The 21018-nt window shown below is 61.2% G+C and carries 16 protein-coding genes; 9 read left to right on the forward strand and 7 right to left on the reverse strand.

Annotated elements, in window-relative coordinates:
* Nucleotides 1-20 precede the first annotated feature (20 nt).
* Nucleotides 21-3845 (forward strand): anti-phage defense-associated sirtuin Dsr1, encoded by a 3825-nt coding sequence (gene dsr1, locus N5J73_RS00325; RefSeq protein WP_049403663.1) that lies wholly within the window; start codon nt 21-23, stop codon nt 3843-3845.
* Nucleotides 3846-3887: 42 nt separating this feature from the next.
* Here dsr1 and N5J73_RS00330 read toward each other — a convergent pair whose 3' ends face one another.
* The 4 genes from N5J73_RS00330 to N5J73_RS00345 are packed head-to-tail and all read right to left on the reverse strand — an operon-like array spanning nt 3888 to nt 9722.
* Nucleotides 3888-4394, reverse strand: coding sequence for a hypothetical protein (locus N5J73_RS00330; protein ID WP_049459868.1), 507 nt, complete (start codon nt 4392-4394; stop codon nt 3888-3890).
* Nucleotides 4391-6394 carry a hypothetical protein gene (locus N5J73_RS00335; protein ID WP_125899103.1) on the reverse strand — a complete coding sequence of 668 codons (2004 nt, stop codon included), beginning with the start codon at nt 6392-6394 and terminating at the stop codon, nt 4391-4393. Before N5J73_RS00335 ends, N5J73_RS00330 begins: the two co-directional genes overlap by 4 nt.
* Complete coding sequence (locus N5J73_RS00340) at nt 6394-8391, reverse strand: hypothetical protein (RefSeq protein WP_125899102.1); 1998 nt, start codon at nt 8389-8391, stop codon at nt 6394-6396. The genes N5J73_RS00335 and N5J73_RS00340 overlap by 1 nt, the downstream gene beginning before the upstream one ends.
* Nucleotides 8388-9722 carry a site-specific integrase gene (locus N5J73_RS00345; protein WP_125899101.1) on the reverse strand — a complete coding sequence of 445 codons (1335 nt, stop codon included), beginning with the start codon at nt 9720-9722 and terminating at the stop codon, nt 8388-8390. The genes N5J73_RS00340 and N5J73_RS00345 overlap by 4 nt, the downstream gene beginning before the upstream one ends.
* 431 nt (nt 9723-10153) lie before the next feature.
* Here N5J73_RS00345 and galE point away from each other — a divergent pair, with 431 nt between their 5' ends.
* The 8 genes from galE (at nt 10154) to N5J73_RS00385 (ending at nt 18036) form a co-directional block, all read left to right on the forward strand.
* A complete protein-coding gene (gene galE / locus N5J73_RS00350) occupies nt 10154-11191 on the forward strand; it encodes a UDP-glucose 4-epimerase GalE (RefSeq protein WP_049449613.1) in 1038 nt (345 codons plus the stop codon).
* A gap of 158 nt (nt 11192-11349) precedes the next feature.
* Nucleotides 11350-12882 carry an aldehyde dehydrogenase family protein gene (locus N5J73_RS00355; protein ID WP_032127496.1) on the forward strand — a complete coding sequence of 511 codons (1533 nt, stop codon included), beginning with the start codon at nt 11350-11352 and terminating at the stop codon, nt 12880-12882.
* A 49-nt stretch (nt 12883-12931) separates the two neighbouring features.
* Nucleotides 12932-13741 carry an SDR family oxidoreductase gene (locus tag N5J73_RS00360; RefSeq protein ID WP_049449617.1) on the forward strand — a complete coding sequence of 270 codons (810 nt, stop codon included), beginning with the start codon at nt 12932-12934 and terminating at the stop codon, nt 13739-13741.
* A 179-nt stretch (nt 13742-13920) separates the two neighbouring features.
* Entirely contained in the window at nt 13921-14205 is a 285-nt protein-coding gene (locus tag N5J73_RS00365; protein WP_010484694.1) for a DUF4190 domain-containing protein, read from the forward strand.
* 5 nt (nt 14206-14210) lie between these two features.
* Nucleotides 14211-14981, forward strand: coding sequence for a class I SAM-dependent methyltransferase (locus N5J73_RS00370; RefSeq protein ID WP_049449619.1), 771 nt, complete (start codon nt 14211-14213; stop codon nt 14979-14981).
* 9 nt (nt 14982-14990) lie between these two features.
* A complete protein-coding gene (locus N5J73_RS00375; RefSeq protein ID WP_049449620.1) occupies nt 14991-16046 on the forward strand; it encodes a quinone-dependent dihydroorotate dehydrogenase in 1056 nt (351 codons plus the stop codon).
* Between the two features lie 8 nt (nt 16047-16054).
* A complete protein-coding gene (murB, locus tag N5J73_RS00380; RefSeq protein WP_049449686.1) occupies nt 16055-17116 on the forward strand; it encodes a UDP-N-acetylmuramate dehydrogenase in 1062 nt (353 codons plus the stop codon).
* A 32-nt stretch (nt 17117-17148) separates the two neighbouring features.
* Nucleotides 17149-18036: a DMT family transporter gene (locus tag N5J73_RS00385; protein WP_049449687.1), complete on the forward strand. Its 888-nt coding sequence runs from the start codon at nt 17149-17151 to the stop codon at nt 18034-18036.
* A gap of 208 nt (nt 18037-18244) precedes the next feature.
* Here N5J73_RS00385 and N5J73_RS00390 read toward each other — a convergent pair whose 3' ends face one another.
* From N5J73_RS00390 to N5J73_RS00400, 3 genes are all read right to left on the reverse strand, one after another.
* Nucleotides 18245-19252 carry an aminoglycoside phosphotransferase family protein gene (locus tag N5J73_RS00390; protein ID WP_049449622.1) on the reverse strand — a complete coding sequence of 336 codons (1008 nt, stop codon included), beginning with the start codon at nt 19250-19252 and terminating at the stop codon, nt 18245-18247.
* A 99-nt stretch (nt 19253-19351) separates the two neighbouring features.
* On the reverse strand, nt 19352-20386 hold the full coding sequence (locus N5J73_RS00395) for a heparan-alpha-glucosaminide N-acetyltransferase domain-containing protein (protein WP_049449625.1): 1035 nt from the start codon (nt 20384-20386) through the stop codon (nt 19352-19354).
* Nucleotides 20383-20973, reverse strand: coding sequence for a TetR/AcrR family transcriptional regulator (locus tag N5J73_RS00400; protein WP_049449688.1), 591 nt, complete (start codon nt 20971-20973; stop codon nt 20383-20385). Before N5J73_RS00400 ends, N5J73_RS00395 begins: the two co-directional genes overlap by 4 nt.
* Nucleotides 20974-21018 lie beyond the last annotated feature (45 nt).

A 21018-nucleotide genomic window follows, 5' to 3' on the forward strand; every position in this document is an offset into this window, starting at 1 on the left:
AGCATTCAGAGGGAGTTGCAATGCAGTTCATCGTCGACGGGCCAGACATCCCAGAAGCACTTCTACAGGCACACGAAGAAGGACGAGTAGTCTTCTTCTGCGGCGCCGGAGTCTCCTACCCGTCAGGACTACCTGGTTTCAAAGGACTGGTTGAGCAAATCTATGCGTCGAATGGGACATCATTCACGGACATCGAGCGTGCCGCCTTCGATCATTCAAAGTTCGACGCGACTCTCGATCTACTTGAAAGGCGACTGCCTGGGCAGCGATTGGCGGTTCGGCGCGCCCTAGCGAAATCGTTGAGACCCAAGCTTCGTCGGAAGGGAGCAATTGACACCCAAGCAGCGCTTCTTCGGTTAGCACGAAGCCGGGATGGCGCGTTGCGGTTGGTGACTACCAACTTCGATCGAACCTTCCACGCGGCGGCGAAGCGCATGGGCCAACCATTTCCGGCCTATCCCGCTCCAATGCTGCCGATCCCTAAGAGCAGCCGCTGGGATGGGCTTGTCTTTCTGCATGGCCTGCTTCCGGAGAGTGAGGATGATGCAGCACTCCATCGACTAGTGGCCACCAGTGGTGACTTCGGCTTGGCTTACTTGACCGAACGCTGGGCCGCGCGGTTCGTCAGCGAACTTTTTCGCAACTATGTCGTTTGCTTCATTGGATACAGCATTGACGATCCGGTCCTCCGGTACATGATGGACGCATTAGCAGCAGATCGAATGCTCGGTGAGGTTACCCCGCAGGCGTGGGCGTTCGGAGATTGCGAAGCCGGGAAAGAGCATCTGAAGACTATTGAATGGGAAGCTAAGGGCGTTAGACCTATCCTCTACAGGGTTCAGCCTGCTACCCATGACCACTCTGCGTTGCACGACACAATCAGGACTTGGGCAGATGTCTATCGCGATGGAGTTCAAGGTAAAGAGGCCATTGTTGCGAAGCACGCCATGGCCCAACCTCAGGACAGCACGCTCCAGGACGATTTTGTTGGACGAATGCTGTGGGCTCTTTCAGACAAGTCAGGCCTCCCCGCGAAGCGCTTCGCGGAGTTCAATCCAGTTCCCCCGCTTGAGTGGCTCCTCGAGGCATTTTCCCATGAGCGATTCTTGCAGAGGGATCTAGCCCGCTTTGGCTTCTCCTCGGTTAAGGAGGAGGATGCAGAACTCAGATTCAGCTTGGTTCGTAGGCCTGCGCCTTATGATCACGCTCCTCCTATGACACTGGCGTCTTCTGGAAGTATGGCCAGCCGATGGGATGGATTGATGTTCCAGCTCGCACGCTGGCTTGTGCGTCATCTGGACGATCCACGATTGATCATATGGATTGCAGAGCGTGGCGGGCAGATGGATAGTCGCTGGATCTCTCTAGTCGACTCCGAACTTGAGCGTCTGGCCACACTGGAACGGGATGGCAAAGTCTCGGAGCTGGATCTTATTCGCCTGGACGCCCCAAAGGGTGTGCCCGATCCAAAGATGCGAACTCTTTGGAGAATCGTGCTCGGTGGCCGACTCAAGACCCCACTGTCAGGGGGGCTGCTATATCGTTGGATCAAGCGTCTTAGACGTGAGGGACTGAACACGTCTCTTCGGATGGAACTTCGTAGCCTTCTCAGCCCAAAGATCACACTAAGGCGTCCATTTGTTTGGGACGGCGAAGTGGCCGATGGTGCAGACGAGACAGTGCGAATTAAGCAGTTGGTTGACTGGGACCTTGTGCTTGCGGAGGACAATGTACATGCGGTCCTCCAGGATCAGTCTAAGGGTGAGTGGGAGAAGGCACTCCCGCTCCTGCATTCGGACCTACAGCAACTGCTCTGTGACGCGCTGGGCCTTCTTCGAGATCTAGGAGAGGCAGATGACCTTGTCGATAGATCCTACTGGGACCTTCCATCAATCACGCCCCATTGGCAGAACCGGTCCTTCCGAGACTGGGTTAGCCTGATTGAACTGCTACGCGACGCTTGGTTAGCAGTTCGAGCTACGGATGAGTCGAGATCCACGCTCATGGCTCAGGCATGGTTCGAGATCCCGTATCCCACATTCAAGCGGCTGGCATTGTTTGCGGCCAGCCAGGACAATTGCATCGAGCAGGAGCAGTGGGTCGATTGGCTGCTACTGGATGAGGGGCGGTGGCTGTGGTCGCAGTGCACCGCACGCGAAGTGCTGAGGCTTCTTGTTCTCCAGGGGAGAATTCTAGACAACGCGTCTCAAGCACGCTTGGAGAATGTCATCTTGGCAGGACCTCCCCGCGAGATGTATCGCGATGATCTGGAGTCCGAACGCTGGGATCGCCTGGTTGCTCGCGCAGTATGGATTCGTCTAGCGAAGCTGGAGTCCTCGGGCCTACATCTTGGTGTGTCTGCAGCAAGGCGCCTAGCGGAGATATCCATCGCGCATCCTGAGTTGAGATTGGACCCTAACGAGAAGGACGAATTCTCACACTGGATGAGCGGCACCGGAGATCCGGATTTCGAGGACGGCAGAGAGGTCGATGTCGCCCCTCGCACTCGCAAGGAGCTAGTTGAATGGCTTGAATCGCCGAGGCCTGCCCATAGACCGTTCTATGAGGACACTTGGCGGGATGTCTGCCGTACTCGCTTCTTCCATAGCCTTGCCGCGCTCTGCGACCTCGCTCACCAAGACGTCTGGCCCGCAGTTCGATGGCGCGAGGCGCTTCAGGTTTGGTCGGACGATTCAATGGCAGCCCGCTCCTGGCAGTACGCATCGCCTTTGGTACTGCTAATGCCTGATGAAGTTCTGTCCGAGATCGCACCTGCAGTAGCGTGGTGGATGGAGGCCACTTCAAGAAGCGGCGCGAATCGCGAGAACCTCCTATTGACTCTCGCCGGTCGAGTGCTTGCGCTTCCGATCCCCTTGAGTAGTGGCATGACAAGGAACGGCGAGCCAATCGATAACCCTGTCTCGGAGGCGATTAATCACCCCATTGGGCATGCCACGCGCGCCTTGCTCAATCTATGGTTCAAGAGGGCGCCCAACGATGGAGACCTACTTCCCCCTGAACTTAAGGCGGCATTTTCCGCCATATGCGATGTTGAAGTAGATCGATTCCGCCATGGCAGGGTGTTGCTCGCATCTAGACTCATCGCCCTGTATCGCGTAGACCGGGCGTGGACCGAAGCGACGCTACTACCGCTCTTCGATTGGTCCAACCCTGTCGAAGCGAAAGCAGCCTGGGAAGGATTTCTTTGGTCACCGCGACTGTACCAGCCATTGATGGTGGCATTGAAGTCGCAGTTCCTATTGACGGCCGGTCACTACGCCGACCTTGGTGAACACCGAGGACAGTTCTCTGCTTTCCTAACGCACTCAGCCCTAGGGCAATTGGAAGGCTACTCTCGGGACGACTTTAGATCTGCATTGGGCAAGCTTCCACAGGATGGACTGGAGAAGTCCGCACAATCGCTCTCCCAAGCACTGGAGGCCGCAGGCGATCAACGCGAAGACTTCTGGAGAAATCGAGTCCAACCCTTCTGGCAGGAGATTTGGCCAAAATCGCGCAATCTAGCTACACCCAGCATTGCTGCCTCCTTAGCTCGACTCGCCATCGCGGCCCGGGTTGAGTTCCCTTCCGCATTGAAGGCGGTACGTGACTGGCTTCAGCCGGTAGCGAATTCGGACTACATCGTCCATCTTCTACTAGAATCTGGCCTTTGTAGCCAGTCGCCAACTGAGGCTTTAGATTTGCTGGGTGCCGTTGTTGGATCCCAACAATGGGCGCCTCTAGGACTGAATGAATGCCTAGCTCAAGTAAGGGCCGCCGCTCCCGACCTAGAGCGAAACAACCAGTTTCATCGACTTGAGGAGCTGGTGCGAACGCGCTCCTAAGAGTTCTGGCGGGGCATCATTCGAAGCTTGCGAGATGCCCTATTACGAACTCGCTTTTCTCCTTCTCCCGCTCTCGATTCCAACCACCCTTGAGCCCGCCTCGCGCTGCTTCTTGATCTGTGACTTCAGCTCAGAAATCTCCTTCTTCAAGGCGGCGATCTTTGCATCTCGCTGCACCACCTCGATCGAGTACATGTTCTTGAACTGCGCAGAAATACCGTCGTACCTCTCTTTCCATCCCAGCCTTTGTGAGTAGGACTTTCGTCTGGCGGCCTTCACGCTCGTAGGAACGTCCACTCGAAGTTTCGTGAGCCAGGCCTGCACCTCGAGCTTTGTGGTGCCGGCATGCTTCTCTCCGTGCAGCGATACCGCTGTTACCTTTGCCCGCCGACACAGCTCTGCAACATTCAGCCGACCAGAGTTCCGTGGATACACTCCGTCGTTCTCCGATATCTCCCTGTCAATCTCGGCCATAGTTGATCGAAGGCGTGCAACGAACGCCTCCGTCCGCTCCTTTCCAAGCTCGGCAAGACTCTTCTTTTGTCTCATTTCAGAAGTACCACATTGGGTACGAGGCGCGTCAGCAAACTGCTCTTCGAGAAGTATTCGTCCACCTTCTTCCACCTGCCGAGCACGGACTTGATCTGCCCCCGGAACTGAGCAATGAGCATAACGTCATCATCCACGAAAGCGTGCTCTAGCAACTCAAGATTGTACTGAACTGTCTCGATGGCCTGAACAACGCTTCTGGACGCCTTATCCTCGTCGTCAGGGAGAATCAACTGATTCTCACATGCAGGATGACAGTAGTGTGGATTAGCCTGACCATGCCCCTTGTTGCAAAGGCCTCCATCGGTGAAGTTCGTACACACTATTCCTGGTGCGACAACTGCCCAAGAAGAGCCCTCAGCAGTCATCGCGCGGGCGAACTCCCTGATGTTCTGCGGATCAAGGGCGGACTTACCCAGCCGGCGCGCGAACAGCGCCACACGCCCCCGTAGCTTCTCTGCGCCGGCCCCCTGAACCTCATCAGCCTTATTGATCGCCTCCACTCCCTTTAGAATAAGCATCTCACGTACAACTTGCTGTACTTCGGAAAGAATTCCTGGATCCGAAAGTATGTAGCGCATGATTGTCATTTGTTCATCCCTGTGCCCAAAGACATCCATCAAAATCTTTGGCGCATGGACAAGCGCTAGAGCAACAATTCGAGCGAGGGTCTTTCGGAATCGATGCGGGTTCATACCACCATCGGTGAGCCAGCGCTCCAGGCCAAGTATCTCCACGAAGCTATTGAACACATGCGCAAGGCTCGGCACCTTATCTGGATATCTTGGGGAAACCCACAGGCCGTTCCCCTTTAGGCCGTGGTGCCGTCGAAAAATGTTCGCTAGGCGCTCTTGCTGCAGAATCGCTTGAATGGCAATTGACGGCGCTGGCGCTTCACTCTGCCTCCCTCCGGGATTCTCAAACTTCCAGGTTCTGAACTCGTAAACACTGGAACCACCTCGCTTGCCAAGCGAGCCGATCTGCATCGTTAGCAGTTCACCATGTCGGGGACCGCCAGAAAGAGCCACCGGAAAAGCGTGTGCACCCTGTAGAACCACTATCAGGCGCAAGGCCTGGGGTAACGTCCGAGGCGGCCATGCGACGGTTTTTCCACTTCGCCCGGATTTCATCGAAAATTGAAGCGGGGCATCCCTAAGCGGCTCCCCGTCAGGCCCCCGCCATTCCCATGACCGGATCACAGCATTGCTTACGCGAGCAGCTCGGCGACTGGGAGATGGCGAGGGACCGTCTTTCAGATCACGAGTAGTTTCAGTAGCGGCGAGTGCGGCCTCTACGGCATCCAACAAAGTAGGACCAACGACTTCGATCATCACCAGTGCCATCGAGCCTGCTTCAGAGACGAACTCATCTGAGTATGGCTGATGAGGTTTCGCTATGCTGACCGGGATTGTATGCTCAGGTTCACCCGTTCGATCTCGCGCAGCCTTCATTCCATGAACCGTTGGACGCATGGGCGCGGGGCCATCGGGAAGACACCCCAGTCGGTGGTAGTACTCAACCACCCCAAGGCAGTCAGAGTACTTCTGCGTCAGGCCAGCGCGTTCGACCAGGCTCCAGAGTCTCTTGGAGCTTGGACGTACATTTGTACGCTGGATCGCCCTCTTAAGATTGGCAATGAGCGTCCGGATCGTTGTGTATCTATACACCTTCCCGGTTTTGCCTGGAATTATCGCCATCGTGATCGCCAGCCTCATAAGCTCTCGAACTACGAAGGGTGAGTGCTTCCCCTTGCACGTCTTGCCCCTTCCAGAATAGAGCCTTAGATCGAGATCAGAGGTCCGTAGGCCAGACTGATGTTCGTCGTCAATACGAAGAACGCCCCAGTTGTCCCCCATTCCAACAAGCTTCTGAAGCTGCTTCAGCTTTGCCTCCGGCGCCAACCTCAGCTCATTCGGACTAATCGACAGTAGCGACACCTCCACGTCAGGAGCTAGGAGTTCATGGTTGCCTGCTACTAGAGACCGGTTGACCATTTTCATCAGTGCTGCCCTGCGAAGTAGATTGGCATGTGCTCACCGGAGGCTATCCTTGCCGCCCACTTATCAATGGCGAACTTCACTGCATCTGCTGGCCATTGAAGAACGGTTAGGCGAAGCCGCGCCAGGTCACTTGCATCTGATCCAGCATCGAACCGAACCATTCCTACGGAGGTCCGAACTGCCTCTAGCTCTGCCACACGCCGGCAGATGAAGTCCAGGCTGTCCGTGAACACAAAACAGTTGGGGCAGCCGCTGGAAGCACACCTATGCTGCTGGACGCATAGAGTGCATCCATCTCTCGGATTGCCTGGATCAATGACTGCTGGCGGGCTGTAAGGATCTGCACATCCGCTTCCGTCGTAGGTCTTATGACGGCGTGCTTGATTCAGCTTTTCGATCTCGGCTTCACTGACGTCCAACTTTGCGAGCTTCGCCCTCGTCAAGGCTACGTCGAACACACGATTGACCCGAAGCTGGGAGAACAAGTCATCAATCACTTCGGACACAAGCGAGAAGGATTCCTCAAAAGAAGATCTTCGGTAGCCATAGTGCCTAGTGGTCATGAGGTTCTTGTGACCAAGTAGTACCATCATTACCCAGTTCGAGTATTGAGAATCCTTGAAGATCGCAGCCGCGGCGACATCTCTGAACTGTCCAATTGACATGGTCTCGGAAGCTGTACGGGTGCCGTCATCGAGTTGCTCTATCAGAGAGGCGAGCCAGTTGTTTGCAGTTCGAGTTGTGCGGGGATTTACTACATACACCCCTTGTCGCCGTCCGCGCACTGTTACGCCCACCCATGGACTACGAGCGACAACGTCTGGGAGAGGGCACAGGCGCGGGTTTCTTTCGATATGGCCTCGAAGCCCTTCTGTCCGCTTCAGAAGAAGCTCAACTAACGAATGACAGCCCGTCGCATCGCCTACCCGTGACACAGTCCATTGCGCGGTCCCTTTGGCCCGGTCCTTAGGCGCATAGATCCATGCATGCTGCTCATCATAGACTGCCGTCCAGTCGCTCAAGTTCATGGATGCTGCGGTTGCGGGGTTCCAGGCGCTCCGCGCTACAAAGAGCAGGAAGAAAATTGAGACATCTGCGCTAGTAGGATAGGTTCCGGCAACCAGATCGTGCCAGCCGACCTCGCTTCCTGATCGTTCGTGGTCATCGGGGTAGTGCGCCCACCAGCTTGGGAGTCTTTTGATGCGCTTGCCGAAGATCGCCAACAACTGAGATCGCCGAGGCACTGGATTTCCCGTCAGCCTTATGAGCGCGCGATAGGTCGCGTGCGCATCCGCTTCCGTACATACGAAGTCGGGGGCATTCATGAACTCAGGATTCTCTCTGTACAACTCGATCAGATCGCGTCCTTGAGGAATGAGTCTGTCCGTTCTCCTCCACCGCTGTAGAACCTTCAGTGCCTCCGCTCGTAGCAGCCTAATGACGGCCAATCCGTGCTCTTCGGATGGGGTCTCGCGGCGATTCGAGGCTATCCTGAAAACTGGAAGTACTAGCTCTGGAAGTTCATGGTAGCTAATCGCGGTCTTTATAATCGCGCGGACGACGGCAGCTCTGCTGTCCATAGTGGCATCCCATGCACCCTCCGGACCCGGGCTTGTGTAGAGGGCAACGTGCCGGGATGTCAGATCGCGAAGTCTAACCACCCGTTTGAATGGAATTCCATTTGAGGCCATGTATCCCTCAAGTGCATCGAGGAATCTCCAGAAGGACACCAGTGCCCCCCTTCTTGCAGCTGCACCGTCTGATGCGATGCCTTCAATACTCGCGCTCAGCGTAGGCCATAGATCGCGCAGCAGCTCCGGCCTACCAGTGAATCCCCCCTTCCAGGAATGCCTGACTGCGGCAATGGGCGGGGCATCACTTGCACCAGTCGCCAGAATCGAGAAGTCATAGATCTTCCCCGTGCTAATGAGGTCCGGATGTGTACAGGGCACCACCCATTTCCCAGGCATTCCCCCTGTATCTTCACGCGCTCTCACGTCAATGCCTCGTCGATGATCGCATTCCAACGAATTGCTGGATGCCCTCGATCACGACCAATTTTGGCTACCGCAGCGCGCAAGTATTGCATCGTCGTGCGCTCATCAACGTGCCCCATAAGCGGACTGAGAAGCATCTTTACCTGTCCGGCCATGAGCCCATGCAACCAACCGAAGTCAGCACCACTCAGCTCTGAGTTGCCTGCGAGGGCCAACTGCGCCCGCGTCAGGGCGCAGATCTTCTCCACCGCAAAATGGTGCCTTCCTGTATGAGGGTGCCATCCTTTGGGACAATGCCGATCGGAAGTCCAAATCCGGCGAAGCATCTCATTGCTCACAGGTCGGTTCACACCTTCTCCAAGCCACAGACGATCTGTCCGCTTGGTGTGTTTCCTATCACCAATGTGATATCTCGTCAGCTGGGTCGGTCGAATCACCGAAATGTAGTGCCAGATCCTTTCGGCAAGATCTAGTGGCACAAATACCGTACGCCATCTTGTGCCAAGGTCTGACCCAGGACTGACCTTGCCTCCCTTAGTGCCATACTTGAGCACTAGCGGAACCTCACCAGCCAATATCCAGTCGGGTTGCCAGTTGGTTCTCTCGCTCGTTCTTTTTGCTGGAAAACAGGTGACCCGTAGTTGATTGGCTTCCGAGATCCTGAGGCCAGAACGGATGATCAGCTCGAAGATCAGAATTTTTACGGGCGCACGCACCGAAATCGACTTCAACCACATCTCAACCTCCCTGTCAGGAGGGAGGATGATCGGAGCTTCCGGCGCAGTTAGAGACCCGATCCGCACAGTCTTTGAGCGCAGTGTTCCGCTTTGCGAGCTTGTGGGCGATATGTAGGTGTATGCAACTTTTCTTACAGGTATCTGCATGGGCAGGCGATAGCCGCGCTCGCTGGCCCAGGTCAGAAATAGACACGCCTCATTGACGTAGAGGTTAACTGTAGCGGGATCCAACTGCCTCCCACTCGGGGAGCCGTCTCCACTCAGGAGTGCCGGCTGATACTGATGAAGGATATTCTCGTTGTAGGAAATTTCTCGCCAATCAGTGGCTTGGTCTATGCACCATTCGAGAAAAATAGAAAGCCTTGCGGCCATGTTTCTTCGCGAGCGCAAGGTTGGGATGGGCCCGTAAAAGAGCTCACTCTCAGCTTTTGCTTTTGATCGGTCGCGAGGAAGTTGCCATTCCCCGTTGCTGCGCTCATCGAGGTAGCGGTTGGCTTCAATTGGGTATGAGCCATCGTCACCGATCAGAATCGGTACATGCTGCAACTTAGGCGCGTGTGCAAAGGCTCCCTCAGGGGGCATAACCACTTGCATCGGATTGACTCCGAGCTGACCTGCAGCGGACGGTACGCCCGCTGTTCGCCAAGGTCAATAGGCCACTTAAGCCTTTGAAGGGGTTGAACTTAGCACTTCTCCAGTATCCGCTCGACACGACTCCGAAGGATTCGGCGTCACGTGCATGGGCTCCCCAGCCAGCACGGCATTGTCCGGACAACGTCAATTAAATGTGGAGGAATTGTGAATGAAGTCCAGACCAAAAGATAGGAACCTCAAGTCGGGAGAATCCCTACTCAACCTCGGGAGAATCACCTAAGTAATTAGAATTATTACGAATTTTAATTGTATCAAAATGCATCAAAAAAAATCATTTTGAGTCATACATCAGACTTGTCGACACTCCCTGAGCATCATGGATCCCTCAGCACTGATAGACTTTCGTGCAGTTTTCGCAACAAGGACGATGCGTGTCGGACATCCTCATCTGCGGCGGCGCCGGCTACATCGGCAGCCACATGGCCCAGTATCTGGCCGAAGCCGGCCACTCCGTAACCGTGCTCGACAACTTGTCTACTGGTCACCGCGATGCCGTCCGCTGGGGTGAACTGCTGGAAGCCGATCTACTGGCCCCCGAAACACTCGAGCGCGCCCTCCAAGGCCGTCACTTTGACGCCGTGATGCACTTCGCCGCACGTTCGCTGGTGGGCGAATCGGTTTCCGCTCCTTATACCTACTACGCCAACAACGTCACCGGCACGTTGAACCTGCTGGAGGCCATGCGCCGCCACGACATTGATCGCATCGTGTTCTCCTCCACCGCTGCGGTATTCGGTAATCCACAGTCGGATGTGATCGACGAGGACCACCCCAAGGCGCCGATCAACCCCTACGGCGCCAGCAAGCTGATGGCAGAGCGGATCCTCGCTGACGCAGCCACAGCCTACGGCCTGCGCTCGACCTGCCTGCGCTACTTCAATGCCGCTGGCGCCCTGCCCGACCACGGCATTGGCGAGGCCCATGCCTGCGAAACCCACCTGATCCCCAATGTCCTGCGTGCCGCATTGGGCATCGGCAACGCCATGAAGGTGTTCGGCGATGACTACGCCACGCCCGATGGCACCTGCGTGCGCGACTATGTACATGTGCAGGACCTGGCCCAGGCCCACGCGCTCGCTCTTGAGTACATGGACCACACGCCCGGCGCGCATGCATTCAATCTCGGCAATGGCCAGGGCTTCTCTGTCCGCGAAGTCATCGCCGCTGCAGCAGAGGTGAGCGGCCGCAGCATTCCATTTGAGTTGGCAGAACGCCGGCCGGGCGATCCAGCCAGCCTCGTCGCCTCCTCCACCCGCGCTCGCCAATTGCTGGGGTGGCACCCCAAATGGACCGAGCTGGCACCGATCATCGAGAGCGCGTGGCAGTGGCATCGCAACCCGCCCGCATGGTCGCCACAGCCGGCCATTCCTGACACCGCGCGCAGCCTGGACGAAGCCCTGCCAGCCTGAACAGGCACCCCGTACAGGGATGGCCTATCGGTGCGGTTCCACCCCGCACCGCACCAAAGCCCAACCACCTCCCTCTGCTACCATCGGCGGTTCTGTTCATCGCGTCCCCCACCTGCCCGCGATGGCGCCAAACAACGTAACGAAACACAGGAGTCTGCATGTCTTCCGAGCTGCTCAAGTCCCTTGGCCTCGACGCGATCAACGCTGGCACGTACCTGGGCAACGGGGAGTGGTCGAGCGCGACCAGCGGTGAGCTGATCACCCCGGTCAACCCGACCACCGGCGAGCCGATCGCGCAGGTCCGCGCGACCACCGAGGCCGAGTACGAGACCGTCGTCGCCCGCGCCCAGGAAGCCTTCAAGATCTGGCGTACCACGCCGGCCCCGCGCCGCGGTGAAGCCGTGCGCCTGTGCGGCGAAGCACTGCGCAAGCACAAGGACGCCCTGGGTTCGCTGGTCGCCCTGGAAATGGGCAAGAGCAAGCCGGAAGGCGATGGCGAAGTGCAGGAGATGATCGACATCGCCGATTTCGCCGTGGGCCAGAGCCGCATGCTGTACGGCTACACCATGCATTCCGAGCGCCCCGGCCACCGCATGTACGAGCAGTACCACCCGCTGGGCCTGGTCGGCATCATCTCGGCCTTCAACTTCCCGGTCGCGGTGTGGAGCTGGAATTCGTTCCTGGCCGCCATCTGCGGCGACGTGTGCATCTGGAAGCCGTCCAACAAGACGCCGCTGACCGCCATCGCCTCGCTGAAGATCTGCAACGACGCCCTGCGCGAAGCCGGCTTCCCGGACATCTTCTTCCTGATCAACGATGCCGGCACTGCGCTGTCGGAAAAGATGGTCGATGACCGTCGCGTGCCGCTGATCAGCTTCACCGGCTCGACCCAGGTCGGCCGCACCGTCAACGAGAAGGTCGCACGCCGCCTCGGCCGCTGCCTGCTGGAGCTGGGTGGCAACAACGCCATCATCCTGGACGAAACCGCCGACCTGAAGCTGGCCGTGCCGGGCATCGTGTTCGGCGCGGTCGGTACCGCCGGCCAGCGCTGCACCACCACCCGCCGCCTGATCGTGCACCGCTCGATCTACGCCGACGTGCTGGCCACCCTGGTCAAGGCCTACAAGCAGGTGGAAGGCAAGATCGGCGACCCGACCGATGCCGCCAACCTGATGGGCCCGCTGAACAGCGACGGCGCCGTGCAGCAGTTCCTCGATGCCATCGCCCAGGCCAAGGCCGCCGGCGGCACCATCGAAACCGGTGGCACCCGCATCGACCGCGCAGGCAACTTCGTACTGCCGGCGATTGTCTCGGGCCTGAAGAACAGCGACGCCGTGGTCCAGCATGAGACCTTCGCGCCGATCCTGTATGTGATGCCATACGACAGCATCGACGAAGCCATCGATATGCAGAACGGCGTGCCGCAGGGCCTGTCGTCCTCGATCTTCACCCAGAACCTGAAGACCGCCGAGAAGTTCCTGTCGGCCGCCGGCAGCGACTGCGGCATCGCCAACATCAACATCGGCACGTCCGGTGCGGAGATCGGCGGCGCCTTCGGTGGCGAGAAGGACACCGGCGGTGGCCGCGAGTCCGGCTCGGATGCGTGGAAGGTCTACATGCGCCGCCAGACCAACACCATCAACTATTCGGATTCGCTGCCGCTGGCCCAGGGCATCAAGTTCGACCTGTAACGCTATCTGTCTATCTGTAGTGCCGAGCCATGCTCGGCAGGGATGCGCCATGAACACCGCAGGAAATGCAGCCGCGCATGGCTCGGCGCTACAGGCTGGCAAGCCGGTGATTGATTTCACCGGCCGCCGCGTGTTGATTGCCGGCGGCAGCAAGGGCATTGGCCGTGAAATGGCGCTGGCGTTTGCCGGCGCCGGTGCGCAGGTCTCGGTCTGCGCGCGCGGCCAGGCCGGTCTGGATGCCCTGCGTGCCGATGCACGGGTGCAGGGCTTCGAACTGCACACATTCTCCGCCGATCTGGCCGATCCCGGCCAGATCCAGGCCTGGCTGCAGGCAGCCGCCGATGCACTTGGTGGCATCGATGTGCTGGTCAACAACGCCACTGGCTACGGCATGGCAGACGACGAGGACGGCTGGGCCGCCAGCCTGCAGATCGATCTGATGGCCGCCGTGCGTGCCTCGCGTCTGGCCCTGCCCTGGCTGCGTGCGTCCAGTGACGCCTGCATTCTCAATCTCTCTTCGATCGCCGCGCAGCAGCCGCGCCCCGGTGGTGCCCCCTACGCCGCCGCCAAGGCCGCGCTTTCGCACTACACCACCTCGCAGGCCCTTGCGTTGGCCAAGAACAGGATCCGGGTCAATGCCATCGCACCGGGCTCGATCGAGTTCGATGACGGCCTCTGGGACCGCCGCCGCACCGAAGACCCGGCCCTGTACCACGGCACCCTGGCGAAGATCCCTTTCGGCCGCTTCGGCCACCCGCGCGAGATCGCCGATGCCGCCCTGTTCCTGTGCTCGCCGCTGGCGCGCTGGGTCACCGGCAGCGTGCTCAACGTGGACGGCGGCCAGGTGTTGATGGGCTGACACCGGCACTCCGGTAGCTGCCAACCTTGGTTGGCATGCCTTTCGTCGACCAAGGTCGACGCCTACCCTGGCTGAAATGCCCTTCGTCGACCAAGGTCGACGCCTGCCATCGCATCCGCCGGGCATGGGATTGCCAGGGCAGAGGCACTATCATGTGCACACTGCCAAGGAGGACCCCGATGAGCGTGGCACCCCGACAGACAAGCGCCCTGGCCGTGGTGAGCCTGGTCATGGGCATCGCCAGCTGGACCGTTCTGCCCTTCGTGGCCAGCATCGTCGCCATCATCACCGGCCACATGGCCCGCGCCGAAATCCGCCGCCGCCCGCATGAACTGGAAGGCGATGGCTTGGCCGTCACCGGACTGGTGCTGGGCTGGGTGATGGTCGGCGCCGTGATCGCCGCCATCCTGGTCTTCATCCTGTTCTTCGGCGGCCTGGCCTGGCTCGCTGCTATGTCGAACTGACTGCCATGACCACCTCCGACAGCACTGAACGCTTCAGCAGCCGCGTCGCAGATTACGTCCGCTATCGACCCGATTACCCGCCGGCCCTGCTGGACTGGCTGCACGGTCCGATGGGCGTCAGCCACGAGGCTCTGGTCGCCGATATCGGCGCCGGCACCGGCATCTCCAGCCGTCAGTTTCTGGCCAGCGGTCATCCCGTTGTTGCGGTTGAGCCAAATGCGGCCATGCGAGGCGCCGCCGAACAGTGGCTGGCGCCACAGTATCCGGACTTTTCCGCCGTCGACGGCCGCGCAGAAGCCACCGGACTGGCCGACGCCAGCATTGATCTGGTCAGCGTCGCACAGGCCTTCCATTGGTTCGATACCGTGGCGGTGCGCGCCGAATGGCAGCGAATCCTGCGCCCCGGTGGCCTGGCACTGATCTACTGGAACTCGCGCCTGCTCGATGCCAGCCCGTTCCTGGTCGGCTACGAACAGCTGCTGCTGGACTACGGTACCGACTACACCGCCGTGGCCGAGCGCTACCAGGACGATGCCACCATGCAGGCCTGGTTCGGCCCCGGTCTGCGCGGCAGGGTGGAGCTGCCAAACGTACAGCATCTGGATTTCGATGCCCTGCGCGGGCGCCTGCTGTCCTCCTCCTATGCCCCGCAATCTGGTCATCCGCGCCACGCGCTGATGATCGACGCTCTGCAGGACCTGTTCGCCGCCCACGCGGTCGACGGCCAGGTCGCTTTTGAATATCGAACCCGAGCCTTCCTCGGCACGCTGGACTGAAACCTACGCATGTATTCGCTTGCCCGCCCCTTCCTGTTCTCGCTCGACGCCGAGCGCGCCCACGGCCTCGGCCTGTCCGCACTGGACCTGGCCTATCGCACCGGCACCACGCCGCTGCTGGCCGCACGCATCGCGCCGATGCCCAGCACGGTGTTCGGGCTGACCTTCCCCAATCCGGTCGGCCTGGCCGCCGGCCTGGACAAGAATGGCGAGCACATCGATGCATTGTTCGCGCTGGGTTTCGGCTTCGTCGAGATCGGCACCATCACCCCGCGCCCGCAGGCGGGCAACCCGCAGCCACGGCTGTTCCGCCTGCCGGCGCACAATGCGATCATCAACCGCATGGGCTTCAACAATGCGGGCGTGGATGCGCTGGTGCGCAACGTCGAGCGCGTGCGCAACCGTCGCGGCATGCTCGGCATCAACATCGGCAAGAACAAGGACACCCCCAACGAACAGGCCGTGGACGATTACATCGCCTGCCTGGACAAGGTCTATCCGCTGGCCGACTACATCACCGTCAACATCTCCTCGCCCAACACCGCCGGCCTGCGTGAACTGCAGGAAGAGACCGCACTGCGCCAGCTGGTCAGCCAGCTGCGTGACCGCCAGGAAGACCTTGCTGCCCGCCACGGCCGCCGCGTGCCGATGCTGGTGAAGGTGGCGCCGGACCTCAGCGAGCGCGACATCGACGCCGCTGCCCGCGTGCTGGGCGAGCTGCAGGTGGACGGCGTGATCGCCACCAATACCACCATCGACCACAGCAAGGTGGCCGGCGATCCGCTGGCCAACGAGGCCGGTGGCCTGTCCGGCGCGCCGGTGCTGGAGCAGTCCACGCTGGTGCTGCGCCGCCTGCGTTCGCGCCTGCCCGAATCGGTGCCGCTGATCGGCGTCGGCGGCATCCTGTCCGGTGCAGATGCGGCGGCCAAGATGGCGGCCGGTGCCGCGCTGGTGCAGTGTTACAGCGGCCTGATCTTCCGTGGCCCAGCCCTGGTCTCCGAATGCGTGGAGGCGATCCGCCGCCGCCGCGAAGCGCCGAGCCGCGGCGCGGTGGCCCCACTGTGAGCGCGCCCATGGATACCGTCGACGGCAACGCCCCGCTGCGCTGGACGCTCACCCGCAATGCGCCGCTGCAGGCGCTGAACACCTTCCATGTGCAGGCCAGCGCAGCCCAGCTGCTGGAACTGCACGATGCCGCACTGCTGCCGGAAGTGCTCGCGCTGCCCGACGTGGCCAGTGGCCCGCTGCTGGTGCTGGGCAGCGGCAGCAACGTCCTGATCGCCGAAGACCTGCCGGGCACCGTGCTGGTGTTCGGCAACCGTGACATCAGTTTCCTGGAACACCGCGCCGACCATGCGGTGATCCGCGCCGGCGCCGGCGTGCCGTGGCATGGCCTGGTGATGTGGTCGCTGCAGGAAGGCCTGTCCGGCCTGGAAAACCTGGCGTTGATTCCCGGCACCGCCGGTGCCGCGCCGATCCAGAACATCGGTGCCTACGGTGCGCAGGTCGGCGAGTTCATCCAGGCCGTTGAAGCCTGGGACTGCCAGGAGCAGGCCTGGGTGCGGCTGGACAACGAACAGTGTGGCTTCGCCTACCGCGACAGCGTGTTCAAGCAGCAGCCGGATCGCTACCTGATCACCGCCATCGAGCTCAAGCTGCCGCTGCTGCACGATCTGCGCATGGACTACGCCGGCATCCGCGAGGAGCTGCAGGCACAGGGCGTGGAGCTGCCGAGCGCAGTGGACGTGGCCAACGCGGTGATTGCGATCCGCCGCCGCAAGCTGCCCGACCCGGATGTGCTGGGCAACGCCGGCAGCTTCTTCAAGAACCCGGTGCTGCCGCTGGAACAGGTCGACGTGCTGCTGCAGCACTTCCCCGAACTGCCGGTGTTCCCGGCAGACCGCGAGGACAAGCGCAAGGTCTCGGCGGCATGGATGATCGAGTCCTGCGGCTGGAAGGGTTTCCGCGAAGGCGATGCCGGTGTTGCACCGAGCCACGCACTGGTGCTGGTCAACCACGGCAACGCCACCGGCGCTGAGCTGCTGGCGCTGGCGCGCCGCATTTCCGCTTCGGTGCTGGAAAAGTTCGGCGTGCCCATCGAACCGGAGCCCCGCCTGCTCGGCGCACAGTGGTGAACACCCCCGCCTTTTCCCCCAGCGCCACCCCGATGCGGGCGGCGCTGCTGATGCTCGGCAGCACCATGGCATTCGGCCTGATGGCGGTGGCCATCCGCTATGCCACGCGCTACGTGCCGACCCAGGAAGTGGCGTTCTTCCGCAATGCCTTCGGTCTGCTCGCGTTGCTGCCGATGTTGCTGCGTCCCGGCCACGCGCCGCTGAAGACCCGGCAGCTGCCGCGCTATTTCGTGCGCAGTGCGATCGGCCTGGGCTCGATGCTGTGCGCGTTCTGGGCACTGGGCCACCTGCCGTTGGCGCAGGCGGTTTCGCTCTCGTACTCCACGCCGCTGTTCGTCACCATCGCCGCCGTGCTGTGGCTGGGCGAGACCGTGCGCGTGCGCCGCTGGGCCGCAGTCGTGGTCGGCTTCATCGGTGTACTGGTGATCGTCCGCCCCGGCACTGCCGGCTTCACGGCCGGCAGCCTGGTCGCTGTCGGTGCGGCCGTGCTCAGCTCGCTGGTGGCGATCCAGATCAAGCAGCTGACCCGTATCGACAGCGCGGACACCGTGGTGCTCTATACCTACGTGTTCTGGGTACCGCTGTCGCTGGTCCCGGCATTGTTCGTCTGGGTCTGGCCCACCGGCATGGCGTGGCTGTGGCTGCTGGCCACCGGCGTGCTCGGCACCGTCGGTCAGCTGTTGTGGACGCGTGCGCTGCGGCTGGGCGAAGTCTCGGCGCTGACCCCGATCAGCTTCCTGCAGCTGCCGCTGGTCACGCTATGCGGCTGGCTGCTGTTCAACGAAACGGTGGACCGCTGGACGATCATCGGTGCCGGCATCATCCTCGCCGCCAACGCGTACATCGCCCATCGCGAGGCCGTGTTGTCGCGCCGCGCCGCAAGTGCTGCTGCCTCGGCAGCAGCCAAGCCCGCAGAATGAAAACCATCTGCATGGACAAGCCATGGGGCCTGCACGGGCAAGCCACGGGTCGTGCATGGACAGGCCACGGGTCGTGCATGGACAGGCCATGGGTAGAGTCGACTGTTAGTCGACTGCTTTTCGTTCGGAGCAGGCAGAAACCGCGCTGCGCGCGATAGTCGACTAACAGTCGACTCTACCCGGGACGATGCTGGCAACGGCCCAGAACCTAATCCAGCGCGCGATACACCCGCTCCGCCGCATCGAACACATTGCCCGGTGCGAACTGCTCCCCCAGGTAATGCAATGACTGCCGGCGCAACTGCGGCGAACGCTCCTCCCCATCGCTGCCCAGCAGCACCTGCTGGAACTCGATCAGGTCCTGCAGAATGCGCCAATGCCGGTACCAGGCGATCCAGCGCGGGTCGCCGCGGTCGCTGCCGTAGCCCTCCTCGAAGCCCAGCGGATTCTCGCGCCCCCAGCGCCCACCAACGGCAGCACCGATGAACATCAGGTCGCGCTCACGCGGTGCCAGCGACAGGCCATCCCAGTCGATCAGGTGCAGGCCACCGTCATTGCCCATCAGCAGGTTGCCGGCATGCAGATCGGTGTGGCACAGATACAGGTCTACCGGCACGTCCTGCAATGCCGCGAGCAGTTCCCGTGCCTGCGCATGCAGCGCCGCGATGCGCGCATGCTGCTGGTCCCATACCGAAACGAATGCGCGGCCCAGCCCGTCCTTCGCGGCCGCCAGGTCTTCGCCGGCCAACCATTGCCCGACGGTCTCCAGTGCCGCAGTTTCCAGCCGGACGATCGGCAGCGTCCGCTGCAGTTCCACCGGCAGCTGTGCGCCGTGCAGGTGCCGCAGCACCTCCCCCAGCCGTTTCCACTGCGTGCGGCTCAACGCCGCCTCGAACCCGGACTGGCCTTCCACATAAGGGAACAGGGTGAACTGCAATCCCCAGCGCTGCACCGACGCACCACCGGTCAGTGCCGGCCACGGCGCGACGATCTCATCGATCCCCAGCGTGCCGCGCAACCAATGCAGGCTGTCCCACACGGCCGGGTCGACCTGGTAGGTGCGGCATTTCAACCACCACTGCCCGTGTCGCGCATCGACGCGATACACGCTGGCATTGGCGTCGGCGCCCACCGGGCGTGGCACCACGGCGGTGGGGGTGATGCCATAGGATTGTTGCAGGACTTCGCCGAGATGCTGCGCCGAAGCGAATGACATGGATGCAAGCGGAAAGTGTTACCTGCCACCACTATCGCAGATGCGCTCGCCACGACACAGACATGTCCGTCACAACATCGCCTCGGCAGGACCGGAGAACTAGCCTGCGATGCGCCGCATCACCGTCTCCAGCGGGCCGCGTGCGAACTGCCACGACCACAGCCAGGCCGCGCCGGTCGCCAGCATCAGGAACAGCAGTGCCCAGAGCAGCACCGACGCGAGCGATGCACTGCCGTCGAGCAGGCCCAGGCTTTCCAGCGTACCCATGCCCAGCAGGATGTGGCCGACGTACAGGGTCAGGGTCATGCGCCCGGCCGCGGTGAACGGTTCCAGCCAGTCACCCGGTCGCACACGTGTCAGCCACAGGCAGGCGGCAATGACACTGCACGCCGCGCCCGCACCGGTGAGTACATAGGCGGGCCCCGGCGGCATCGGCTGCGTTCCCAACCACACCTGCCAGGGCGTTCCCTGCGCAAGCTGCTGCACGCCATGTCCAGCCGCGATCAGCAGCAGGCCCAGCACCAGCAGCGCGCGCTGGACCCGCGGTTGCGACAGCTGCAGGCGTGCCAGCAACATCCCCAGCAGGAAGAAGCACAGCCACGGCAGCAGAGGATGGAAGCCATTGAACAGCAGGTTGCGGGCCGCGCCCGGCCAGTGCCACAGACCGGCGTACTCCAGCGTCTGCCAGTTCCACCCCTGGCTGTAGTCCCAGTGCAGCAACGCCCAGAACGAACCGGCCGCCAGAGCGATGATGCTGGCCAGCAACACCCGCGGCGAGGCCCGCAGCCACAGCACCGCCAACCCGAAATACACCGCGTAGTAGTGCAGGATATCGGCCGGGAACAGGGTCAGGTTGAGCAGGCCCAGCACCAGCAGGAACAGTGCGCGCCGCCAGGTCTGCACACTGGCCGGCCAGCAACCCTGCCGCTGCGTGGCCAGCACCAGGCCAAGACCGGCCAGGGTGACGAAGGTCGCCGAGGCCTTGCCTTCCAGCAGATGGAAGAACCCTGCCAGCCAACCCTCTCCCTCTGCGGGCACGGCCATCGCCAGGCGGAAGTTGACCAGCACCATGCCGGCCAGCGCCAGGTAGCGCGCCAGATCAAGGCCGTGCAATCGCCGGTCAACGGTGCTCATGCTCGCGCCCCGAGCAGCAGCGCGAGCAGGTCTGGATCCAGCGAAGCCTCATCGCTGCCATCGGCTTCGCCCAGCCCTCGACGCAGCGCATCGCTTTCGATGGCATCCAGCAGCACCTGCGCCTGCAGTGCCGGGGCCAGCACGGGACGCCGACGTTCGCGCTGAGCCACCTGCTGCAGGGCTTCGGCCAGGGTCGCCTGCAATTGCCTGCGATTGGCCGCAAACGCCTTGGCAACGGCCGGATTGCGTGCGCTCTCGGCCAGCACTTCGACGGCGAGCGTCGCCCAGTCCGGCTGCCGGCACAGTGCGTGGAAGTCCCGAAGGAACACCAGCACCTGTGCGCGCTCGCCATCGGACGTGGCCAGTCGCTGCAGCAACGGTGCCAGTTCTTCGCTCTCGGCCACCGCCACCGCAAGGATGATCGCTTCCTTGCCCGGGAAGTGGTTGTAGAGATTGCCCAGGCTGACACCGGCCGCCTGCGCGATGTCACGCATGCTGGTCTGGTGGAATCCCTTTGCGAGGAAGCACTGCAGGGCGGCCTGCAGAATCTGCGCAATGCGTTGCTCGTTGCGGCCGGCTCGGTTCATGGCGTAAATAGTGAACGAACGTTCGTCCACTTAGAAGGCAGCAAC

Origin of the sequence: Stenotrophomonas sp. GD03654, assembly GCF_029845105.1 — a bacterium.
Taxonomy (GTDB): domain Bacteria; phylum Pseudomonadota; class Gammaproteobacteria; order Xanthomonadales; family Xanthomonadaceae; genus Stenotrophomonas; species Stenotrophomonas africana.

What these genes read in the sequence shown, in the direction of transcription:
- N5J73_RS00335 (WP_125899103.1), bottom strand. Translation starts at nt 6,394, where the DNA reads ATGAAAATGGTCAACCGGTCTCTAGTAGCAGGCAACCATGAACTCCTA.
- N5J73_RS00330 (WP_049459868.1), bottom strand. Translation starts at nt 4,394, where the DNA reads ATGAGACAAAAGAAGAGTCTTGCCGAGCTTGGAAAGGAGCGGACGGAG.
- N5J73_RS00365 (WP_010484694.1), top strand. Translation starts at nt 13,921, where the DNA reads ATGAGCGTGGCACCCCGACAGACAAGCGCCCTGGCCGTGGTGAGCCTG.
- N5J73_RS00400 (WP_049449688.1), bottom strand. Translation starts at nt 20,973, where the DNA reads ATGAACCGAGCCGGCCGCAACGAGCAACGCATTGCGCAGATTCTGCAG.
- N5J73_RS00375 (WP_049449620.1), top strand. Translation starts at nt 14,991, where the DNA reads ATGTATTCGCTTGCCCGCCCCTTCCTGTTCTCGCTCGACGCCGAGCGC.
- dsr1 (WP_049403663.1), top strand. Translation starts at nt 21, where the DNA reads ATGCAGTTCATCGTCGACGGGCCAGACATCCCAGAAGCACTTCTACAG.
- N5J73_RS00345 (WP_125899101.1), bottom strand. Translation starts at nt 9,722, where the DNA reads ATGCAAGTGGTTATGCCCCCTGAGGGAGCCTTTGCACACGCGCCTAAG.
- N5J73_RS00395 (WP_049449625.1), bottom strand. Translation starts at nt 20,386, where the DNA reads ATGAGCACCGTTGACCGGCGATTGCACGGCCTTGATCTGGCGCGCTAC.
- N5J73_RS00390 (WP_049449622.1), bottom strand. Translation starts at nt 19,252, where the DNA reads ATGTCATTCGCTTCGGCGCAGCATCTCGGCGAAGTCCTGCAACAATCC.
- N5J73_RS00370 (WP_049449619.1), top strand. Translation starts at nt 14,211, where the DNA reads ATGACCACCTCCGACAGCACTGAACGCTTCAGCAGCCGCGTCGCAGAT.
- murB (WP_049449686.1), top strand. Translation starts at nt 16,055, where the DNA reads ATGGATACCGTCGACGGCAACGCCCCGCTGCGCTGGACGCTCACCCGC.
- N5J73_RS00385 (WP_049449687.1), top strand. Translation starts at nt 17,149, where the DNA reads ATGCGGGCGGCGCTGCTGATGCTCGGCAGCACCATGGCATTCGGCCTG.
- N5J73_RS00355 (WP_032127496.1), top strand. Translation starts at nt 11,350, where the DNA reads ATGTCTTCCGAGCTGCTCAAGTCCCTTGGCCTCGACGCGATCAACGCT.
- N5J73_RS00360 (WP_049449617.1), top strand. Translation starts at nt 12,932, where the DNA reads ATGAACACCGCAGGAAATGCAGCCGCGCATGGCTCGGCGCTACAGGCT.